Source organism: Janibacter melonis (assembly GCF_003721155.3).
Lineage (GTDB): Bacteria > Actinomycetota > Actinomycetes > Actinomycetales > Dermatophilaceae > Marihabitans > Marihabitans melonis.
In genome coordinates this window covers 1,784,685-1,805,427 of sequence record NZ_CP044548.2, presented here as the reverse complement: position 1 = coordinate 1,805,427, position 20,743 = coordinate 1,784,685, and the positions used below count along the sequence as shown (strand labels likewise).

Genomic DNA, 20,743 nt, shown 5'->3' with positions numbered 1-20,743 from the left:
CATGCGCGAAGCCGTCATCGTCTCCACCGCCCGCACGCCCATCGGGCGTGCGTACCGCGGAGCCTTCAACGACACCCAGCCCCAGGAGCTCGTCGGCCACGCCGTGCGCCACGCGGTCGAGCGGGCCGGTGTCGAGGGGGCCCAGATCGAGGACGTCGTCATCGGCGCCGCCCTCCAGCAGGGCGCGGGCTCGATGAACATCGGCCGCCAGGCAGCCCTGCGCGCCGGCCTGCCCGTGAGCGTCGCCGGCATGTCCGTCGACCGCCAGTGCGCGAGCGGGCTCATGGCCATCGCGACCGCCGCGCGCCAGGTCGTCCACGACGGCATGGACGTCGCCGTCGGCGGCGGCGTCGACTCGATCTCGCTCGTGCAGAACGAGCACATGAACACCTACCGGATGAAGGACCCGTGGCTCGTCGAGCACGTGCCGGCCACGTACATGTCGATGCTCGAGACCGCCGAGGTCGTCGCGAACCGCTACGGCGTCTCGCGCGAGGCGCAGGACGAGTACGCCCTGGAGTCGCAGCGCCGCACCGCGGCCGCGCAGGAGGCCGGCCGCCTCGACGAGGAGATCGTCGCGCTGCCCTCGGTGATGAAGGTCGCCGACAAGGCCACCGGTGAGGTGAGCTCGCGCGAGACGACCCTCACCCGCGACGAGGGCAACCGCCCCGGCACGGCCATCGAGGACCTCCAGCGGCTGCGCCCGGTGCTCGCCGGCGAGGCGACCGAGGGCTTCTCGATCACCGCGGGCAACGCCTCGCAGCTCTCCGACGGCGCCTCCGCGGTCGTCGTCATGGAGGCCGCCGAGGCCTCGCGCCGCGGGCTGACCCCGCTCGGCGCCTTCCGCGGCATGGCGGTCGCCGGCTGCGAGCCCGACGAGATGGGCATCGGCCCGGTCTTCGCGGTGCCGAAGCTGCTCGAGCAGCACGGGCTCACCGTCGACGACATCGACCTGTGGGAGCTCAACGAGGCCTTCGCCGTGCAGGCGCTGTACTGCCGTGACCGTCTCGGCATCGACCCCGAGCGCTACAACGTCGACGGCGGCGCGATCTCCATCGGCCACCCGTACGGCATGAGCGGGGCCCGGATGACCGGTCACGTCCTGCTCGAGGGTCGTCGTCGCGGCGCCCGCTACGGCGTCGTGACGATGTGCGTCGGCGGCGGCATGGGGGCGGCCGGCCTCTTCGAGATCTACTGACCCGTATCGACGAAGGGAGGGCGAGCCCGATGTCGGTCCTCGTCGCCAACCGTGGGGAGATCGCGGTCCGTGTCGTGCGGGCCGCCCAGGAGGCCGGCCTGGCCGCCGTCGTCGCGGTGACCCGCGACGAGACGGACTCGCTCGCCGCGCGTCTGGCCGGCACCGTGCACGTCCTGCCCGGAGCAGGTCCCGGGGCCTACCTCGACGCCGCCGCGCTCGTCGCGGCGGCGCGCGAGCACGGCTGCACGATGCTCCACCCGGGCTACGGCTTCCTCAGCGAGCACCCCGACCTCGCCCGCGCGTGCGAGGCGGCCGGGGTGACCTTCGTCGGCCCGGCGTCGCACCTGCTCGCCCTCTTCGGCGACAAGGGCGCCGCGCGCCGCGCGGCCCAGGAGGTCGGCGTGCCGGTCCTGCCCGCCACCGCGGTGGGGATCGGGCAGGACGAGGCCGTCGCCTTCGCCGCCGCGCAGCACCCCGCGGGCGTCATGATCAAGGCGGCCGCGGGCGGCGGCGGGCGCGGCATGCGCGCCGTGCCCGCGGGCGAGGACGTCGCCGAGGCCTGGCGGCGCGCCGGGTCCGAGGCCGAGCGCAGCTCGGGCTCCTCGGCCCTCTTCGCCGAGCTCTACCTCGAGCGGGCCCGGCACGTCGAGGTGCAGGTCGTCGGCGACGGCACCGGCGCCGTGACGACCCTCGGCGAGCGCGACTGCACCCTGCAGCGGCGCTTCCAGAAGGTGCTCGAGGTCGCCCCCGCCCCGGATCTGCCCGAGCAGGTGCGCACCCATCTCGCCGAGGCCTCCGCGGCGCTGCTGCGCGGCCGCGGCTACCGCGGGCTGGCCACCGTCGAGCTCCTCCTCGACGCCGACGACCCGACCCGCTGGTGGTTCATCGAGGTCAACCCCCGCCTCCAGGTCGAGCACCCCGTGACCGAGATGGTCACGGGGGTCGACCTCGTCCTCGCCCAGCTGCGCCTCGCGCAGGGCGCGAGCCTGGCCGAGATCGGTCTGGAGACCTCGCCGGCCGTGCGCGGCAGCGCCGTCGAGCTGCGCGTCGCGGCCGAGCGCGTCGGCGCCGGCGGCGAGTCCTTCGCCGCGCAGGGCGTCGTCGACGAGCTCGTCCTGCCCGCCGGGCCGGGCACGCGCGTCGACACCCACCTCGTGCCCGGGACCCGTCTCGAGGGCACCTTCGACTCCCTCGTCGCGAAGGTCGTCACCCACAGCCAGGTCGACCTCGCCGCCGCGCTGGGCAAGGCCCGGCAGGCCGCCGAGCAGATGGTCGTCGGCGGGGTCGAGACCAACCTGCCCGTCCTGCGGGCCGTGCTCGACCACGACGACCTCGCCGCGTGGCGGGTGACGACCCGCTGGATCGAGGGCAGCGGGGTCCTCGACGGCCTCGGCGGCACGCACGAGTCCGGGGACGGCCGGGTGCTCGCGGAGACGACCGGCACGGTCGTCGACCTCCTCGTCGCCCCCGGCGACCGCGTCGAGCCGGGAGCCCCCCTCCTCGTCCTCGAGGCGATGAAGATGGAGCACGTCGTCACCGCGCCCGCCGGGGGCGTCGTCACCACGGTGCGTCCCGACCGCGGGACGACGACCGCGGCCGGCGACCTGCTCGTCGAGATCGCCGTCGACGACCTCGGGGGTGGAGAGCGCGCCGAGCAGGAGGTGCTCGACCTCGACGTCGAGCGCGACGACCTGCGCCGGCTGCGCGAGCGCGCCGAGCGCCGTCTCGACGCGGCCCGGCCCGACGCCGTCGCCCGACGGCACGAGCGCGGTCAGCGCACCGCGCGCGAGAACGTCGCCGACCTGTGCGACGAGGACAGCTTCGTCGAGTACGGCGGGCTGGCCCGCGCCGCCCAGCGCGCGCGCCGCAGCGAGGAGGACCTCATCGCCTCGACGCCCGCCGACGGCATCGTCACCGGCATCGGCCGGGTGAGCGCGTCCTCCGGGGCGCAGGACACCCGCTGCGCCGTCCTGGCCTACGACTACACCGTGCTCGCCGGCACCCAGGGCTACCTCAACCACAAGAAGACCGACCGCGTCCTCGAGATCGCCCGGGCGCAGCGCCTGCCGGTCGTCCTCTTCGCCGAAGGGGGAGGCGGTCGCCCCGGCGACACCGACACGACCGTCGCGAGCGGTCTCGACGTCGGCACCTTCGCGACGATGGGCAGCCTCAGCGGGCTCGTCCCGACGGTCGGCATCGCCGCCGGACGCTGCTTCGCCGGCAACGCCGCGCTGCTCGGGTGCTGCGACGTCGTCATCGCCACCCGTGACTCGACGATCGGCATGGGCGGGCCGGCGATGATCGAGGGCGGCGGCCTCGGCGTGCACCGCCCCGAGGACGTCGGCCCGATCGAGGTGCAGGGCAGCAACGGCGTCGTCGACGTCGTCGTCGAGGACGAGGAGGAGGCCGTCGACGTCGCCCGGCGCTACCTCGGGTACTTCCAGGGCACCCACGACACGTGGTCCGCCCCCGACCAGCGCCTGCTGCGCCACGTCGTGCCCGAGAACCGCGTGCGCGTGTACGACGTGCGCCGGGCCGTCGAGGCGCTAGCCGACGAGGGCTCGGTGCTCGAGCTGCGAGCCGGCTTCGCGCCCGGGATGGTCACCGCGCTCGTGCGCGTCGAGGGCCGGCCGATGGGGCTCGTCGCCAACAACCCGGCGCACCTCGGCGGGGCGATCGACACCCCGGCGGCGGACAAGCTCGCGCGCTTCCTCCAGCTGTGCGACGCCCACGGCCTGCCGGTCGTCTCGTTGTGCGACACCCCGGGCTTCATGGTCGGGCCGGAGCACGAGCGCACGGCGGCGGTCCGGCACTTCGCGCGCCTCTTCGTCATCGGCGCCCACCTGCGGGTCCCGATGATCACCGTCGTCCTGCGCAAGGGCTACGGGCTCGGCGCCCAGGCGATGGCAGCCGGCGGCTTCCACCGCCCCGCGGCGACGATCGCCTGGCCGACCGGCGAGATCGGGGGCATGGGGCTCGAGGGAGCCGTGCGCCTGGGCTATCGGCGTGAGCTCGAGGCGATCGCTGACCCGGCCGAGCGGGCCGTCCGTGAGCAGGCCCTCCTCGACGACCTCTACGAGCGCGGGCGGGCCGTGGCCGCGGCGTCGGTCGTCGAGCTCGACGACGTCGTCGACCCCGCGGACACGAGGCGGTGGGTCCTCACCGCCCTCGCGTCCGCACCCGTCCCCGACGTGCCGGGCCGGTACGTCGACACCTGGTGAGCGAAGGAGCCGTCGTGGACTACGACGAGGCACTGGTCGAGATCCGTCGTCGGCAGGAGCGGGTGCGACCCCCGGGCGTGCCCCGTGACGTCGTGCACCCCCTCGGCGAGCTCACCGTCCCCGAGCACGTCGACGCCTGGGCGAGGACGAAGGGGGAGCAGCCCGCCGTCGTCCTCGACGAGCGCGTCCTCACCTACGCCGAGCTCGCCGACGAGCACGCGCGGTGGGCCGGCTGGCTGCGCTCGGCCGGGGTGGACCCCGGCGAGCGCGTGGCGGTGCACCTGGGCAACGTGCCGGACTTCGTCGTCGCGATGCTCGGCACGCTGCGCGCCGGGTGCGTGCACGTGCCGGTCAACCCGATGTTCCAGCACGCCGAGCTCGTCCACGAGCTCGGCGACTCCGGCGCGGCGGTCGTCGTGACGAGCGCCGACCTCGCGCAGCGGGCCGCGACGGCAGCGGCGGAGTCCGGCGTCGGCGCGCTCGTCGTCGTCGGCGACGGCCCGCTGCCGCAGGAGCCGGGCCTGAGGGTCCTGCGCTGGTCCGAGGCGGTGGCGGCGGACCCCCTTCGCGACCCGGCCCGTGATCTCGACGCGCTCGCCGCCCTCAACTACACCGGGGGCACGACCGGGGTGCCGAAGGGGTGCGAGCACACCCAGCGGCACATGGTCTACACGGCGGTGAGTGCGGCGGGGGCCAACGGCTTCCTCGGGACCCACGTCGTGTCGTTGTGCTTCATCCCGGTCTTCTGGATCGCGGGGGAGGACCTCGGCATCCTCATCCCGCTCGTCATGGGCGGGACGTCGGTGCTCCTGCAGCGGTGGGACGCCGCGCGCGTCGTCGACCTCGTCGAGCAGCACGGCGTGACGACGACGGCTGCCACGGTCGAGAGCTATCTGGAGATCCTCGAGGTGCCCGGGGTGGCCGAGCGCGACCTCAGCAGCCTCACCGCCCCGATGACGATGTCCTTCATCCGCAAGCTGACGCCCGAGGTGCGCCGGCGGTGGGCCGAGGTCGTCGGTGCCGGCTCGGTGCTGCGCGAGGGCTCCTACGGCATGACGGAGAGCCACACCGTCGACGTCGTGCCGTACGGCTTCCACGAGGGCGACCACGACCTGCTCGCCGAGCCGGTCTTCTGCGGGCTGCCCGTGCCCGGCACCGACGTCCTCGTCGTCGACCCCGTGAGCGCACGGCCTATCGACGTCGGCGAGCACGGCGAGATCCTCCTGCGCAGCCCCTCGATCATGACCGGCTACTGGCGCAACCCGCAGGCGAGCGCCGAGCAGCTGCGCGACGGCTGGCTGCACACGGGGGACACCGGCTACCTCGACGAGGACGGCTGCCTGCACTACCTCGCGCGCACGAAGGACATGATCAAGGTCAAGGGGATGAGCGTCTTCCCCGCCGAGGTCGAGATGCTCCTCGTGCGCCACCCCGACCTCGCCTCGGTAGCCGTCGTGCCCGCCGACGACCCGCGGACCGGCCAGCGTCCGGTCGCCTTCGTCACCGCGCGCGAGGGGTGCTCCGTCGACGCCGAGGACCTCCAGCGCTGGGCGGGGGAGCAGATGTCGTCCTACAAGGTCCCCGTGGTCCACGTGCTCGACACCTTCCCCCTCACCGACACCGGCAAGATCCGCAAGGGCGAGCTGCTGGGCCGCGCCCAGGACCTGCTCGACGCCCGGGGCTGACCCCCTTCGCCGGGGTCACCGCCCACAGGTCGGGCCGGCGACGTCCACGGCGGTGCCCGAGGTGTTGACAAGACCTGAACCTGGGTTCAACATGAACCCGAATGTTCATTCACCTAAGGAGCGGGCAATGACATCACCGACAGCGTCGTCGGACCTGATCCACGAGCGGGCCACGAGGAAGGCGCTCACGCGCCTCGTGCCGCTGCTCATGGCGGCGTACTTCATGGCCTTCGTCGACCGGACGAACGTCGGCCTGGCCAAGACCTCGCTCGAGGTGGACGCCGGCATCGACGCCGCCGCCTACGGGCTCGGCGCCGGGCTGTTCTTCATCACCTACGCCTTCCTCGAGGTGCCGAGCAACCTCATCCTCCACCGGGTCGGGGCGAAGGTCTGGATCAGCCGGATCGCGGTGACGTGGGGCCTGCTGACGATGTCGATGATGTTCATCTCCAACCCGACCGTCTTCTACGTCCTGCGCCTCCTCCTCGGCGCCGCCGAGGCCGGTCTCTACCCCGGGATCATGTACCTCATCACGATGTGGTTCGCGCAGAAGGACCGCGCGAAGGTCGTCGGTCTCATCCTCACCGCGTCCTCGGTCGCCTTCATCGTCGCCAACCCCATCGGCGGCGCGATCATGACGCTCGACGGCCTCGGCGGGCTGCACGGCTGGCAGTGGCTCTTCGTCCTCGAGGGCATCCCGACGGTCCTGCTCGGCGTCTACATCTTCTTCCGCCTGCCGAACTCGCCGCAGACGGCGACCTGGCTCGAGCCGGAGGAGGCCGCCGAGCTCACCCGGCGCGCCGTCGGCGACGAGGGCCACGTCGTGGAGACCCCCGGCGCGATCATCCGCAACGCGATGTCCAAGCCCTTCCTGCTCACCATCGCGGCGATCTACTTCATGAACCAGATCGCGACCTACGGCGTCGTCTTCTTCGTCCCCTCGATCGTCGAGTCGATGAATGTCTCCGACCCCTTCATGATCGGTCTCATCGCCGGCTCGGTCGGCATCGGCGCCGTCGTGGGCGTCATCGCGATCCCGCGGGTGCTCGCCCGCACCGGCAACGAGGTCGTGCTCATCGCGATCGCGACGGCCGCGGCCATCGTCATGGCGCTGGTCTTCGTCGCGGTCGACCAGCCCGTGGCCCGCATGGTCATCCTCAGCGCGACGATGCTCTTCATCGTCGGCGTGCAGCCGCTCTACTGGTCGGTCCTCATGGCCCGTCTCGGCGGCGTCGCCGCGGCGGCTGGTCTGGCCTTCGTCAACACCATCGGTCTCACCGGCGCCTTCGTCGGGCCGTACGCCTTCGGTCTCACCGAGAAGGCGACCGGCTCGCCGTCCTCGGGGCTGTGGGTCCTCATCGCCGCGACCTGCGTCGGCCTGCTGTGCGTGCCGCTGCTGCGCGTCCTGCTCACCCGCCACGACCGCACCCACGCGGTGCGCCCGGTCGAGGAGTCGGTCCCGAGCGCGATCTGACCACCCGCGCCGGACGCGACGGCCACGACCCCACCGGGTCGTGGCCGTCGTGCGTGCCGGGGTGCCGGGCCGGCCGTGACCTGCGATGCTGCTCGCTCAGCAGCAGGGGAGCACGTCATGAGCATCGAGACCCGGGACCCGCACGTCCCGCAGCCCGCCGCACCCGAGGGCGAAGGGGGTGCCCGCCCGGCGCCCACCCGGTGGGGCCGCCGGATCGGGCGGGCCTTCGTCGTCCTGTGGGTGGTCGTCGCCGCGTACGCCTGGCTGGCCGGGTCGCAGGTCGTCTCTCTCGACCGCCTCGAGTCAGATCTCAGGGACGGCTCGATCGGGGAGATCGCGCGTGACCAGCGCGTACCCGTCTCCTCGTGGTGGGACGGCGCCCCCGGCGAGAGCGCGTCCGACCCCGCCTCCGGCGCGATCGTCTACACGAGGGCCGACGACCTCTTCCCTCGCAGCTACGTCGTCGTGCCCACGTCCTCGGGCACGGACGCACCGTGGGCCTGGGGGACCTTCTCCGGCGGGTGGGTCGACTGGTACGGCGAGGAGCTCAGCCACCGGGACGCGCTGCTCGAGCGCGTCGACGCCGAGATCCCCCAGGCCCGGGTCGACGCGGCGCCCGAGCCCTGGGTCGACGGGGTGGGTTGGGACGTGGGCTTCGCCGTGGTGCCGATGCTCGTGACTCTCGCTGCGCTGGGGGTCCTCGTCAACGCCCGGCCGACGTACGGCAACCGGTGGTACTGGCTCTGGGTGATCATCATCGTGCCGGGAGGTCTGGGGTGGCTGGCCTACGCGCGCCGTGAGCACCTCGCCCCGCGACCGAGGGCGAGGCGGGACGGCGGGGTCGCGGGGCTCTTCACCGCCCTCGTCGCGAGCTTCCTGCTCGGCCTCGTCGCCCTCCTCGTGGGCAACGCGACCGGCATGACCGTCATCCCGCGCTAGGCGTCGACGCGCAGGTCGATCGGGGTGCACCGCCCGTTGTTCGACTTCTCCGCGGAGCAGGCGGTGACGCCGACGAGCAGGTCCATCTCGGCGCGCACGACGAAGCGGTCGCCGGGCACCGTCGGCGGCGGGTCGATGTGCAGCTCGCCGTCGAGATCGGTCCACACGTCCATGAAGACGTTGAGCGTCGTCGAGATCCGGTCCGGCGAGATCCCGTGCGGCGCGAAGGCCCCGGCGAGGTTGGCGAAGCAGCTCGGGTGCTCGGCCCCGCCGAGGTCGGGGTAGAGGATGTCGAAGGTGTCCTGGCTGCACGGCGTGAGCGTGAGGTCGTGCACCCCGACGCTGTCCTCGACGACGGTCGCCATGACGCGCGAGCGGTTGCTGTAGAGGCTGCTGCCCGGCCCGACGTAGATCGTGTTCGCGTAGTCGGTCGTGCGCCCGCTGGAGAACCACTCGTCGTGGTCCTCGGCGGCGAAGAGGAAGAGGTCGCTCACCTGCTCCCCGCACGGGTCGACGACGGTGAGGGTCGCCCCCTTCGGCAGCCGCACGGCGGTGCCCGTCTGCGGCGCGAGACGGGTGAAGCCCTCGGCCGGTGCGTCCTCGCCGCCGGCGTAGGCGCGGCGGGCGTCGGGCGCGGGCGTGCGGGGGTGCTGCGAAGGGGGAGTCATCACGGCTCTCTCGGGGTGAAGGGGGCGTGCCAGTCCTCGTCGACCCTACGACCGGAGTACTGGCGTGCCTCCGAGGACGACCCGTGGTCGGCGACCATCGGGTTGGTCGTGCCCTGCACGGCGATGTCCCGGCGTCGGATCGTGTCGCGCATGCGCTCGTAGGAGCCCTGGCTGCGCAGGGTCTCGAACTGCTCGTGGAGGTTGAAGACGAGCATCGGCAGCGGCGCACGGCGGGCGACGCGCGAGGCCTGCGGGTGCAGCCCGACGATGAAGTACGCGACCCCCGCCTGGCTGAAGGCGAAGTGCGCCTGGTCGGGCTCCTGGTCCACGCCCGACGCCCACGGCACCTCGTCCTCGTCGTGCAGCGTCTGCAGCACCTGCCACAGCATCTGCTCGAAGTGACGCTCGTCGTCCACCTCCGGGCCGCGGAAGACGGCGACGAAGGAGACGAAGGGCCCCGCGGGGTCGGCGCTGCGGCCGTACTCCGCCAGCGCCCGGGCGAGCTCGTGGACGTCGTGCGGCGAGGACATGTCGTCGAGGACGACGACGGTCGCGTCGTCGCGGCGGAAGACCGAGCGCGCGCCGAGGCAGGGGTACTCCGGGTGGGCGATCATCGCGCCGACCGCGGCGACGACGTCGTCGCTGCCCGCCTCGGCCAGACCGGCGTCGGCCTGCTCCTGGAGGTGGTGCTCGAGAGAGCGGGGAGCGGTCTCGGGCACAGTCATGGCCTCGACGCTAGGTCGGCGGGGAGGCCGACGATGCCTCCTTGCGGGTGTGAGCCCCATCTGCCCCACGAGCTCCGGCAGGCCCTAGGATCGCCCGCCGTGAGCGATCGATCCCAGACGCAGCCCGCCGTCACGGTCAACCCCGAGGCCGGGGAGCACCGCGTCGTCGCCGACCCCGAGCTGCTCGCCGCGTGCGAGCGCGCCATCGAGGTGACCTACGAGCGCCACCCGTACTACGCGGCGCGGTACTCCGAGCGGGGCCGACGATTCTCCTCGAGCGACTCGGGCTGGCTCGCCCGGCTCGGCACGGCCGACCCGGACCACGCGTGGGGCCAGGTCTCGTGGCTGGCCCAGGTCCTCGCGGCGCGGGGGATGCCCACGGTCCTGCTCGAGGAGCACCTCGCGCTGCTCGCGGACCAGATCCGGGCGGTCGAGGGAGAGCAGGCTCGCGCGGACGGGCTCGCCGGCCTCTCGCGGCGGCTGCGCCGGGCTCGGCTCGGTGCGCTCGACCACGACACCTTCGTCGAGCTCGAGCGCGACCTCGAGGTGCGGACGGCGGGGGAGAGCACCCAGCTGCCCCGGGCCGGTCTGCTCGTCGTGTCCGCCGTCGCGGACGAGCTGCGCGGGCTCGAAGGGGTGGAGTCCTCGCTCCTTAAGTGGCTGGCCGACCCCGAGGTCTTCTCACCCACGTGGGCCCGCGCGGTGCGGACCACCGCAGACCGGGCCCGCGCGGCGGCGAGCCCGGTCGGAGTCGGTCAGCGGTAGTTCGTGTACTGCAGCGCGACCTCGAGGTCCTTGCCCTTGAGCAGCTGCTGCACCGCCTGGAGGTCGTCGCGCGACTTGCCCGAGACGCGCAGCTCGTCACCCTGGATCTGGGCCTTGATCCCCTTCGGGCCCTCGTCGCGGATGATCTTGGAGATCTTCTTCGCGTTCTCCTGGTCGATGCCCTCCTTGAGCGGGCCGGCGAGGACGTGCTCCTTGCCCGAGGGCTTGGGCTCCTTGTCGCCGAAGTCGATGTTCTTCAGCGAGACGCCGCGCCGCACGAGCTTGGTCTCGAAGACGTCGAGCACCGCGAGGACGCGCTCGGCGGTGTTCGCCTTGATCGTCACCGACTCGCCGCTCCACTCGATGGAGGCGCCGACGCCCTTGAAGTCGTAGCGCTGGGCGACCTCCTTGGCGGCCTGGTTGAGGGCGTTGTCGACCTCCTGCTTGTCGACCTTGCTGACGATGTCGAAGCTGCTGTCGGCCATGCTTTGTGCTCCTGGGGTGCGGGTCGGGGACGGGGTGCACGCGCACGATTTAGCCTGCGTGCCGCGGCTTGCTATCCTTCCACGCGCACGGCGGGTTGCCCGAGCGGCCAATGGGAGCGGACTGTAAATCCGTCGCGAAAGCTTCGAAGGTTCGAATCCTTCACCCGCCACCCGTGCAGCGAAGGCCTCGGACCGACACCGGTCCGAGGCCTTCGTCGTCCGGCCGTGACCGCCTCCTGGAGGGACCGCTGATGACCGACCGACCGATGATCACCCGGGGCGGGGTCGCGCTCGCCGCCGCGTCCGGCCTGGCCACCGCCGCCCTGAGCGCGCAGGAGCACCCCCGTCTGCTGCGTGGGGTCACCCTCGTCGTCGCGGCCGGCGCCGGGGTCGCCGTCGCGACCGGCGCGGCGGCCGGGTGGCGCGAGGGCAGCCCCGAGCCCGCCGACGGGCCCCGGCAGCGCGTGCCCCTCCCCGTCTCGATCGGTCTCGGGACCCTCGCCGCGGTGACCTTCGCCGCCGGCGGCGAGCTCGGGCTGCGCGGTCAGGCTGCCGTCGAGCGCTGGGCGCAGCGCACGACCGGGCACCCCCGGCTCGTCCTCGGCCTCGGCGGCGCCGCGATCTCGCTGCTCGCCACGGCGCTCGACCCCACCCCGCAGGACGAGGGCGAGGACCCCCGGTGAGCGACCTCGTCGTCGGCGAGGACGGGCTGGCCCGCCCGCCCTGGGCGAGCACCGACCCGCTGCTGCGTGCCTACTACGACACCGAGTGGGGCATGCCGGTGCGCGGCGAGCGCGGCCTCTTCGAGCGGCTGAGCCTCGAGGCCTTCCAGTCCGGGCTGTCGTGGGCGACGATCCTGCGCAAGCGGCCCGCCTTCAGGGCCGCCTTCGACGACTTCGACCCCGAGCGTGTCGCCGGCTACGACGACGCCGACGTCGCCCGCCTCATGGCCGACGCCGGCATCGTGCGCAACGCGCGCAAGGTCGCCGCGACGATCACCAACGCCCGCGCGACCCTCGAGCTGCGCGCCGACGGTGGGCTCCCCGGGCTCGTGTGGTCGCACCAGCCGCAGACCACCCCCGTGCCGACAGCCCAGGCCGAGGTGCCGACGACCTCGCCGCAGTCCGTCGCCCTCGCCCGAGAGCTCAAGGCACGCGGCTTCGCCTTCGTCGGCCCGACGACGATGCACGCGCTCATGGAGGCGGTCGGCGTCGTCGACACCCACCTCGTCGGCAGCCACCGGCGCGGGACGTCCGGGCTGTGGCGAGAGGATGGCACCCGTGCCTGACCACCCCTTCGTCACCGAGGTCCCGACCCGCTGGCTCGACAACGACCAGTTCGGCCACGTCAACAACGCCGTGCACTACCAGGTGATGGACACGGTCATCAACGACTGGCTCCAGGCCCAGGGCTTCGACCCCGCCGGCGACGTCGTCGACCTCGTGCCCGAGAGCGGCTGCCGCTACCACGCCGAGATCTCCTACCCCGACCGCTTCGTCGTCGCGCTGTCCGTCGCCCGTCTCGGGCGCACCTCGGTGACGTGGTCGCTCGAGCTCTCCCGGGCGAGCGACGGCGCCGCCGTCGCGACCGGCCACGTCGTCCACGTCTTCGTCGAGCGGGCCACCCGCACCCCGGTGCCGATCGAGGGCTCCCTGCGCGCCGCGATGACCTCGATCGCGCGGCCCGAGCAGGCCTAGGAGCGGGGCGAAGGGGGAGCCCGCGGGCCCCGATTTCCGCCCCGACCGCCTCGCCGTGTAATGTCTGCGAGGCGCCGCGCACACGTGTGCGGCACGCCCCCTTAGCTCAGTCGGCAGAGCGTTTCCATGGTAAGGAAAAGGTCGTCGGTTCGATTCCGACAGGGGGCTCGGTATGGCATCGCCGGCTCGTCCGGTCGGTGCCGCACCGCACGGCGGGGTAGCTCAGCTGGTTAGAGCGCACGACTCATAATCGTGAGGTCGCGGGATCGAGTCCCGCTCCCGCTACGAGCACCGGTGCCGGTGGCATCCGCAGCGCGGATTTCGCCGTCCTCGGTGCGTGCCCTATCCTGGTATGTCGATGGCCGCCGCCCAGGGCGCGTGTGCCCGACCAGATCGTCTCCACCCCCGTTCCGAGAGCAGGTTGTCCCGTGGCTAGCAAGAGCGCCGACGTCCGTCCCAAGATCACGCTGGCGTGCACGGAGTGCAAGGAGCGCAACTACATCACCAAGAAGAACCGTCGCAACAACCCCGACCGCATGGAGCTGTCGAAGTACTGCCGTCGCGACGGGCGCCACACGCTGCACCGCGAGACCCGCTGAGCGTCCCGCACCGCGCACCTCGACGCCGCCCCGGCCACCGGCCTGGGGCGGCGTCGCGCTGTCCCGGCACGGCACTAGGGTGAGGCCCATGGCTGTCAACGAGTCCTTCGTCGGGCGCACGTACCCCCCGACCGAGCCCTACCAGGTCGGCCGCGAGGCGATCCGCGACTTCGCCGACGCCGTCGGCGCGAGCTCGCCGCTGCACCGCGACCTCGAGGCCGCCCGGGCGGCCGGCTACCGCGACCTCGTCGCGCCGCCGACCTTCGCGGTCATCGCCGGTCAGCGCACCGACCGCCAGTTCGTCACCGACCCCGAGGCGGGGGTCGACTACTCCCGCGTCGTCCACGGCGAGCAGCGCTTCGTCCACCACCGCCCGATCGTCGCCGGCGACGAGCTGCGCGGGGTGCTGACGATCGACTCCGTGCGCGCCGCCGGCGGCCACACGATGGTCGTCATGCGCAGCGACCTGCTGGACCCCGAGGACCAGCCGGTCGCGACGTCGCTGTCCACGATCGTCATCCGCGGGGAGGAGTCGGCATGAGCGTGCGCACCCACGACCAGGTGAGCGTCGGCGAGGAGCTGCCGGGTCTGACCCTCCACGTCGACCGGGCCACCCTCGTCGGCTACGCGGGCGCCTCCGGCGACCGCAACGTCATCCACTGGGACGAGCGCTTCGCGCGCTCCGTCGGCCTGCCCGACGTCATCGCCCACGGCATGTGGACCATGGGCGCGGCCGTCGAGGTCGTCACCTCGTGGGTCGGCGACCCCGGCCGGGTCGTCGACTACGGCACCCGCTTCACCCGTCCGGTCGTCGTCCCCTACGAGGAGGGCGCCGACGTCGAGGTGAGCGCGAAGGTCACGAGCCTGGACGAGCAGACCCGCCGGGCCGTCGTCGACGTCACCGCGACGTGCGCCGGCGAGAAGGTGCTCGGCCGCTGCCGGGTCACCGTCCAGCTCGACTGATGCGCACCGACCACGACGCCCCGATCGCCCCGCTGACGACGATGCGGGTCGGCGGCCCCGCCGCCACCCTCGTCACCGTCGAGTCGGCCGACGAGGCCGTGGCCGTCGTGCGCGAGGTCGACGCCGCCGGGCGTGAGCTGCTCGTCGTCTCCGGGGGCTCCAACCTCGTCGTCGCCGACGAGGGCTTCGACGGCGTCGTCCTGCGCATGGCCAGCCGCGGCATCACCGTCGAGTCCCAGGACTTGTGCTCGGGGGCCTTCGTCACCGTCGCCGCCGGCGAGCCGTGGGACGACCTCGTCGCCCACGCGGTCGCCTCCGGCTGGTCGGGCATCGAGGCGCTCAGCGGGATCCCCGGGCTCACCGGTGCGACGCCGGTGCAGAACGTCGGCGCCTACGGCCAGGAGGTCGCCCAGACCATCGCCCGGGTCCGGGTGCTCGACCGCACGACCGGTCAGGTGCGCACGATGGCGGCGGCCGACTGCGGCTTCACCTACCGGCACTCGGTCTTCAAGGGCACCGACCGCTTCGTCGTCCTCGACGTGAGCTTCCAGCTCGCCCTCGCCGACCTCTCCGCACCGGTCGCCTACGCGGACCTCGCCCAGCAGCTCGGCGTCGAGCTCGGCGAGCGGGTCCCGCTCGCCGACGCCCGCGAGGCCGTCCTCGCCCAGCGCCGCCGCCGCGGGATGGTGCTCGACGAGGCCGACCACGACACGTGGAGCTGCGGGTCCTTCTTCACCAACCCCGTCCTGCCCGCCGCCGACCACGACGTCCTCGTCGCCCGGGCGGCGGAGCGGCTCGGGCCCGACGCACCGCCGCCGCCCCGCTTCGACGCCCCCGGCGGCCAGGCGAAGACGAGCGCTGCGTGGCTCATCGAGCGGGCCGGCTTCGGCAAGGGCTACGGCATGCCGGGCCCGGCCGCGCTGTCGACGAAGCACACGCTCGCGGTGACCAACCGCGGGTCCGCGAGCGCGGCCGACGTCGCCGCGCTGGCCCGCGAGGTGCGCGACGGCGTCCGCGAGGCCTTCGGCGTGACCCTCGTCAACGAGCCGGTCTTCGTCGGGCACGCGCTCTAGCCGCTCCCCCCCTGCACGCAGCAGGGCCCGGCACCCCTTCGGGTGCCGGGCCCTGCCGCTGCTGCTGCGGTGGGTCAGCGCACGGCCGCGGCCGCGTCGACCACACCCTGCCCGTAGTAGCTGTTCTCCGAGGCGTCACCGACGCACGGCGCACCGGCCGCGGTCGTCGAGCACGGGGTGTCGGTCGCCTGGGCGCGGATGCGCTCGACGACCTGCGAGGCGCTCAGCTCGGGGTGAGCGGAGCGCATGAGGGCCACGACACCGGCGACGTGCGGGGACGCCATCGAGGTGCCGCTCTTGTAGCCCCAGCCGTTGTTCGTGACGATCGTCGACAGGATCCGGCTGCCCGGCGCCGCGACGTCGATCGAGCCGAGGCCACGGTTGCTGAAGGACGACAGCTTGCCGGCCTGGTCGATCGAGGAGACGGTGAGCACGTCGTCGAGCTCGGTCGGGATGTCCTTGCACGAGGAGTTGATCGTGCGGTTGACCGCCGTGCCGTCGTTCGGGCTCGAGGCGTTCGTCGTCTTGTTCGACAGGTCGTAGGAGCTGTTGCCCGCCGCGGCGACGTGCACGGTGCCCTCGTCCTGCGACCACTTCACCGCGCGACGCACGGCCTCGAGGGCCGGGGCCTGCTCGGGCTGGTCACCGCACCAGAACTCGAAGGGGTCGACGTAGTAGCTGTTGTTCGTGACCTCCATGCCCTTCTCGCCGGCCCACATGAAGCCGCAGATCGCGTACTCGGGGTAGATGTACCCCTCGTCGCTGACGACCTTGACGGAGGCCATCTTCACGCCCGGGGCGACGCCGACGATGCCGACGCCGTTGCGGGCGGCACCGATGGTGCCGGCCACGTGGGTGCCGTGGTCGCTCGTCGTCGGGGCCCAGCCGGTGGCCGAGGTGTCGGGACGACCGCCGGCCGTGCAGTTGACGGACTGCGCGACGTCGATCTGGCTGGCGAGGTCCGGGTGGTCGGGGTCAATGCCGCTGTCGAGGACGCCGACGGTGACCTTCGAGGAGCCGGTCGTCGTCTTGTGGGCCTCGGGGACGCCGATGTTCTTCATGTCCCACTGGAGCGACTCGTACTGCTCCGGGACTCCGGTCGCCGGGGTGGTCGGGCCCTCGACGGGGTCCTCGGCGCGGGGGATCGCCTTGATCTGGCCCTTGCCCGGGCCCCAGGGGGCCTGGACGCCCTCGGGGGTGCCCTCGAGGACGGTGGCGGTGCGGGTCGGGCCGGCCGACGCGACGGCGCCCTTGGCCTTGATGACGACCTCGGTGCGGAAGTCGCCGTTCTTCGAGTGGGCGACGACGACGCCGATCTGGGGCCAGGACTGCACGACGACGCCGCCGGCGGCCTCCACAGCCTTCTCGACCTTGCGGACCTGGCCGGGGTTGACGATCTTGGCGTTGACGACATAGCTCGCGAGCTGACCGTCCGGCGTGCTCACGGGGACCGGGGTCGACGGCGGCTCGGCCGCGCTGCTCGAGCCGGCCGCGGACTGCGAGCCGACGAGGGTGAGACCGATCGCGGCGGTCGCCACGATCCAGGGGGTGGTGCGCTTCCTCGTTGAAGCCATGGGGGAGTTTCTCCTTCGGGCTGCCCCGCCGACAGGGTGCGCGGCGGGCTCCGGCGATCCTGGCAGGCGGGGCTCGCTCGCGCCAGACCCCCACGGGTCACGCCTTCGTGACGGACCGCGTCACAAGAAGGCCCGGCCCTCCCCGCGGTAGGTCGGCACGCTCTGCACGACCTCGTCGCCGTCGACGAGGTGCAGGACGTCGACGTGCTCGCTCAGCTCGCCGGCCTTCGTGTGGCGGAACCACACGCGGTCGCCGATGCGCAGGTCGTCGACGCGAGGACCGGTGAGCGGTGTCTGCACCTCGCCGGCGCCCTCGGCCCCGAGCAGACGCAGGCCGGGCGGGTGCACCGGGAGCGGGAGGCGGTCGCGCCCGGCCGCGCCCGAGGCGACCCAGCCGCCGCCGAGCACCGTCGCGTGCCGGGGGGAGGGGCGCCGCACGACGGGCAGGACGAAGTGGGCGGCCGGGCGGGGTCGGAATCGGGTGTAGTGGTCGAAGAGGTGCGGGCCGAGCAGCCCGGACCCCGCCGCGACCTCGGTGACGGCGGCCTCGGCGGAGGTCGTCTCGAGGCTGCCGGTGCCGCCGCCGTTGACGAAGTCGAGCGGCGCCACCTCGCGCACCGCGGCGACGGCCTCGGCCCGACGCTGCGCGAGCTCGGCCACCGAGCGTCGCTGCACCGCGCGGACGGCGAGACGACGCAGCCCGCGCTGGTCGTCGCCGACACCGGCGACCTGACCCTCGTAGGCCATGAGCCCGACGAGGTGGAGCCGTGGGTGGTCGTGGACCGCCCGGGCCAGGGCGGCGACCTCCTGCGGGGTGTGCGCGGGCGAGCGGCGCGCCCCGAGGTGCACCCGGCCGCCGGCCAGCCGCAGCGACGCGTCGAGCTCGACGCACACCCGCACCGGTGGGCCGTCGGCCCCGACGTGGGCGGCGGTGAGGTCGAGGTGCTCCCGGCTGTCGACCATGAGGGTCACCCGGGCGGCCAGGCGCTCGTCGGCCCCGAGCCGGGCGAGCGCCGCGCGGTCGACGCTGGGATACCCGACGACGACGTCCTCGACCTCCTCGGCGAGCCACAGCGCCTCGGGCAGGGTGTAGGCGAGGACCCCGGCGTACCCGGGGGTCGCGAGGGTGCGCCGCACGATCTCGCGGCACCGCACCGACTTGCTCGCGACCCGGATCGGGGTGCCGCCGGCCCGCCGGACGAGGTCGGCGGTGTTCGCGCGCAGCGCGCCGAGGTCGACGACGGCGAAGGGGGGCTCGAGGTGCGCGGTCGCACGGGCGAGGGCGTCGTGGTCGACGGGTCGGGCGCGGGGGTCGTCGCTCATGGTCCGAGCACCCGCTCGAGGTAGGGGTTGGCGAAGACCCGTCCGGGGTCGATCTCGTCGCGTACCGCGAGGGCGTCGTCGAAGCGGGGGTAGAGCGGGCGCAGGGCGCTCGCGTCGAGCCGGTGCATCTTGCCCCAGTGCGGCCGCCCGCCGGCCGCGCCGAGCACGTCCTCGCACACCGAGAACCACCGCTCGTGCGGCATGCGGTGGTACTGGTGGAAGGCGACGACCGCGCTCTCGCGCTCGTACGCCGGCGAGAGCCAGATGTCGTCGCTGCGCACGAAGCGGATCTCGAAGGGGAAGGACACCGGCTCGTCGTGCTCCTCGACCCACCGCCACAGCTCGCGCAGGACCGGCACGAGGGCGTCGCGGGGCACGAAGTACTCGCCCTCGCGGAAGCGCACGTCCCGCCGGGACGCGAAGACCCGCGGCGCGAGGTCGGTGAACTCGCGGGCCGAGATCGCCCGGGTGACGAGCGAGGTGATGCCCGGCACGAGGCGTGGCACCCGGGTGCCGACCCGCAGCAGCGCCTCGAGCCCGACGTTCGTCGCGATCTCGTCGTCGAGCAGCCGGGCGAGGGTGCTCATCGGCCGCAGCGGCGCGTCCTCGGGCAGCCGCTCGAAGCGCCGGGTGAGCGCGGTCGAGGTGTGCGGGAACCAGAAGAGCTCGAAGTGGTCGTTCGCCGCGGCGAGCTCGTCGACCTCCTCGAGCAGCTGCTCCATCGGCATCTTCGCGTCGACGGCGTGCAGCGCGTAGAGCGGCACGCACTGGAGCGTCACGCTCGTCATGACGCCGAGGGCGCCGATGCCGACCCGGGCCGCCGCGAAGAGCTCGGGGCGCTGCGTCGGCGAGCAGGTGACGACGCTCCCGTCGCCGAGGACGAGCTCGAGCGCGCGCACCTGCGTCGAGATGCTCCCGAACCTCTCGCCGCTGCCGTGGGTGCCCGTGCTCACCGCACCGCCGACGGTCTGCCGGTCGATGTCACCGAGGATCTCCAGGGCCAGCCCGTGCTCGGCGAGCAGGGGGGTGAGCCGGTGCAACGGCATCCCCGCCCCGACACGCACCAGGCCCGAGGCGCGGTCGACCTCGTGCACCGCGTCCAGCCGGTCGGGCAGCAGCTGCACGCCCGGGGCGACGGCCGCGCCGGAGAAGGAGTGACCGGCACCGACCGCCTTGACCCCGAGCCCGTCGCGCACGGCCGCACGGACGGCGTCGCAGACCTCCTGGGTCGACGACGGCGAGACGACCCGTGCCGGGTCGGCCCGCTCCGTGCCCGCCCAGTTCTGCCAGGTCACGATCCCGACCCGTCGCCGGGGTCCTGGGCGAGCCACGCGTCGACGTCGGCCTCGGCCTGGCGGCGCACCTCCTGCGGCGCGCGGCTCATGGCGAAGGAGGCGCGGGCGAGGTCGGCCAGGGCGGCGTCGTCGAGCCCGAGGTCGCGGGCGGTCTCGTACTGGTCGACGAGCCGGGAGCCGAAGAGGAGGGGGTCGTCGGCGCCGAGGGCGACCTGGGCGCCGGCGTCGACGAGCCGGCGAAGGGGGACCGCCCCCGCCTCGGGGTAGACCCCGAGCGAGACGTTGCTCCCCGGGCAGACCTCGAGACCGATGCCGCGCTCGACGACGAGGTCGAGGACGCGGGGGTCCTCGACGGAGCGCACGCCGTGGCCGAGACGCTGCGGGCCGATGGCCTCGACCGTCGTCTCGACGGCGGTCGGCCCGAGCAGCTCGCCCGCGTGCGGCGCGAGGAGCAGACCGGCCCGCTCGGCGATGCGGAAGGCGGGGGCGAAGTCGGCGGTGTCACCGCGCCGCTCGTCGTTGGACAGCCCGAAGCCGACGACCTCGCCGGGTCCGTCGCCGGCGTGGTGGGCGGCCAGACGGGCGAGCGTGCGGGCCTCGAGCGGGTGGCGCACCCGGCTCGCCGCGACGACGATCGCGACCTGGGCCGACCCGGTGCGCCGCGCGCCGCGCGAGACCGCCCGGGCCTCGTCGAGGACGATCTCGATGGCCGGGGTGATCCCGCCGACGAAGGGGGCGTACGACGTCGGGTCGACCTGCAGCTCGAGCCAGCGCGAGCCCTCCGCGCCGTCGTCGGCCGCGGCCTCGCGCACGATCCGCCGCATCTCGGCCTCGCCGCGCACGCAGTGCCGCGCCGCGTCGTAGAGCCGCTGGAAGCGGAACCACCCGCGCTCGTCGGCGGCCGAGAGCTCGGGCGGGTAGGAGCCCGGGTCGAGCGCGCTCGGCAGCCGCAGCCGGTGCTCGGCGGCCATCTCGCGCACGGTCTCGACCCGCATCGAGCCGGTGAAGTGCAGGTGGAGGTGCGCCTTGGGCAGGGCGGCGAGATCGCGCCGGGGCACC

The 20,743-nt window shown here is 73.6% G+C and carries 20 protein-coding genes and 3 tRNA genes; 16 read left to right on the top strand and 7 right to left on the bottom strand.

The genetic code is table 11. The features are described 5' to 3' along the window. Position 1 precedes the first annotated feature (1 nt). From EEW87_RS08520 to EEW87_RS08500, 5 genes are all read left to right on the top strand, one after another. Complete coding sequence (locus EEW87_RS08520; RefSeq protein ID WP_123092260.1) at positions 2-1,198, top strand: acetyl-CoA C-acyltransferase; 1,197 nt, start codon at positions 2-4, stop codon at positions 1,196-1,198. A 29-nt stretch (positions 1,199-1,227) separates the two neighbouring features. After that, the gene (locus EEW87_RS08515) at positions 1,228-4,419 is read left to right on the top strand and encodes a carboxyl transferase domain-containing protein (protein WP_123092259.1); all 3,192 of its coding nucleotides are present in this window, start codon (positions 1,228-1,230) and stop codon (positions 4,417-4,419) included. A gap of 14 nt (positions 4,420-4,433) precedes the next feature. Continuing rightward, the gene (locus tag EEW87_RS08510; RefSeq protein ID WP_123092258.1) at positions 4,434-6,104 is read left to right on the top strand and encodes an AMP-binding protein; all 1,671 of its coding nucleotides are present in this window, start codon (positions 4,434-4,436) and stop codon (positions 6,102-6,104) included. Positions 6,105-6,231: 127 nt separating this feature from the next. After that, on the top strand, positions 6,232-7,578 hold the full coding sequence (locus EEW87_RS08505) for an MFS transporter (RefSeq protein ID WP_123092257.1): 1,347 nt from the start codon (positions 6,232-6,234) through the stop codon (positions 7,576-7,578). A 117-nt stretch (positions 7,579-7,695) separates the two neighbouring features. Continuing rightward, on the top strand, positions 7,696-8,517 hold the full coding sequence (locus EEW87_RS08500) for a hypothetical protein (RefSeq protein ID WP_123092256.1): 822 nt from the start codon (positions 7,696-7,698) through the stop codon (positions 8,515-8,517). On the opposite strand, the gene EEW87_RS08495 is transcribed toward EEW87_RS08500, so the two are convergent. Next, complete coding sequence (locus EEW87_RS08495) at positions 8,514-9,185, bottom strand: DUF1989 domain-containing protein (protein WP_123092255.1); 672 nt, start codon at positions 9,183-9,185, stop codon at positions 8,514-8,516. The genes EEW87_RS08500 and EEW87_RS08495 overlap by 4 nt on opposite strands. Continuing rightward, positions 9,185-9,910, bottom strand: coding sequence for a guanitoxin biosynthesis heme-dependent pre-guanitoxin N-hydroxylase GntA (gene gntA, locus EEW87_RS08490; protein WP_163562402.1), 726 nt, complete (start codon positions 9,908-9,910; stop codon positions 9,185-9,187). Before gntA ends, EEW87_RS08495 begins: the two co-directional genes overlap by 1 nt. A 99-nt stretch (positions 9,911-10,009) precedes the next feature. On the opposite strand from gntA, the gene EEW87_RS08485 reads away from it, so the two are divergent. After that, entirely contained in the window at positions 10,010-10,675 is a 666-nt protein-coding gene (locus tag EEW87_RS08485; protein WP_123092253.1) for a hypothetical protein, read from the top strand. Here EEW87_RS08485 and EEW87_RS08480 read toward each other — a convergent pair. Next, positions 10,666-11,160, bottom strand: a complete 495-nt coding sequence (locus tag EEW87_RS08480; protein WP_068277021.1) for a YajQ family cyclic di-GMP-binding protein — start codon at positions 11,158-11,160, stop codon at positions 10,666-10,668. The two genes, EEW87_RS08485 and EEW87_RS08480, sit on opposite strands and share 10 nt — an antisense overlap. A gap of 89 nt (positions 11,161-11,249) precedes the next feature. Between EEW87_RS08480 and EEW87_RS08475 the strand changes: the two genes are divergently transcribed. The 10 genes from EEW87_RS08475 (at position 11,250) to EEW87_RS08430 (ending at position 15,492) form a co-directional block, all read left to right on the top strand. Further along, positions 11,250-11,330: transfer RNA gene (locus EEW87_RS08475), tRNA-Tyr, on the top strand. An 81-nt stretch (positions 11,331-11,411) separates the two neighbouring features. Further along, the gene (locus EEW87_RS08470) at positions 11,412-11,843 is read left to right on the top strand and encodes a hypothetical protein (RefSeq protein WP_123092252.1); all 432 of its coding nucleotides are present in this window, start codon (positions 11,412-11,414) and stop codon (positions 11,841-11,843) included. Next, positions 11,840-12,448: a DNA-3-methyladenine glycosylase I gene (locus EEW87_RS08465; RefSeq protein ID WP_123092251.1), complete on the top strand. Its 609-nt coding sequence runs from the start codon at positions 11,840-11,842 to the stop codon at positions 12,446-12,448. Before EEW87_RS08470 ends, EEW87_RS08465 begins: the two co-directional genes overlap by 4 nt. Continuing rightward, the gene (locus EEW87_RS08460) at positions 12,441-12,857 is read left to right on the top strand and encodes an acyl-CoA thioesterase (RefSeq protein WP_240341570.1); all 417 of its coding nucleotides are present in this window, start codon (positions 12,441-12,443) and stop codon (positions 12,855-12,857) included. The genes EEW87_RS08465 and EEW87_RS08460 overlap by 8 nt, the downstream gene beginning before the upstream one ends. 95 nt (positions 12,858-12,952) lie before the next feature. Then, positions 12,953-13,025 (top strand) — tRNA-Thr (locus EEW87_RS08455). A 43-nt stretch (positions 13,026-13,068) separates the two neighbouring features. Continuing rightward, positions 13,069-13,142 (top strand) — tRNA-Met (locus EEW87_RS08450). 143 nt (positions 13,143-13,285) lie between these two features. Beyond that, complete coding sequence (gene rpmG, locus EEW87_RS08445; RefSeq protein WP_068277029.1) at positions 13,286-13,456, top strand: 50S ribosomal protein L33; 171 nt, start codon at positions 13,286-13,288, stop codon at positions 13,454-13,456. Positions 13,457-13,544: 88 nt separating this feature from the next. Continuing rightward, positions 13,545-13,997, top strand: coding sequence for an FAS1-like dehydratase domain-containing protein (locus tag EEW87_RS08440; RefSeq protein ID WP_123092249.1), 453 nt, complete (start codon positions 13,545-13,547; stop codon positions 13,995-13,997). Then, positions 13,994-14,419, top strand: coding sequence for a MaoC family dehydratase (locus EEW87_RS08435; protein WP_068277035.1), 426 nt, complete (start codon positions 13,994-13,996; stop codon positions 14,417-14,419). Before EEW87_RS08440 ends, EEW87_RS08435 begins: the two co-directional genes overlap by 4 nt. Continuing rightward, positions 14,419-15,492, top strand: coding sequence for a UDP-N-acetylmuramate dehydrogenase (locus EEW87_RS08430; protein WP_123092248.1), 1,074 nt, complete (start codon positions 14,419-14,421; stop codon positions 15,490-15,492). Before EEW87_RS08435 ends, EEW87_RS08430 begins: the two co-directional genes overlap by 1 nt. 74 nt (positions 15,493-15,566) lie before the next feature. Here the strand turns inward: EEW87_RS08430 and EEW87_RS08425 are convergent, their stop codons facing one another. The 4 genes from EEW87_RS08425 to EEW87_RS08410 form a co-directional block, all read right to left on the bottom strand. Continuing rightward, on the bottom strand, positions 15,567-17,066 hold the full coding sequence (locus EEW87_RS08425; RefSeq protein ID WP_123092247.1) for a S8 family peptidase: 1,500 nt from the start codon (positions 17,064-17,066) through the stop codon (positions 15,567-15,569). Between the two features lie 120 nt (positions 17,067-17,186). Further along, on the bottom strand, positions 17,187-18,389 hold the full coding sequence (locus tag EEW87_RS08420) for an amino acid deaminase/aldolase (RefSeq protein WP_123092246.1): 1,203 nt from the start codon (positions 18,387-18,389) through the stop codon (positions 17,187-17,189). Then, on the bottom strand, positions 18,386-19,684 hold the full coding sequence (locus tag EEW87_RS08415) for a D-arabinono-1,4-lactone oxidase (RefSeq protein WP_205473694.1): 1,299 nt from the start codon (positions 19,682-19,684) through the stop codon (positions 18,386-18,388). Before EEW87_RS08415 ends, EEW87_RS08420 begins: the two co-directional genes overlap by 4 nt. Further along, positions 19,681-20,742: an adenosine deaminase gene (locus EEW87_RS08410; RefSeq protein ID WP_123092245.1), complete on the bottom strand. Its 1,062-nt coding sequence runs from the start codon at positions 20,740-20,742 to the stop codon at positions 19,681-19,683. Before EEW87_RS08410 ends, EEW87_RS08415 begins: the two co-directional genes overlap by 4 nt. Between the last annotated feature and the right edge of the window lies 1 nt (position 20,743).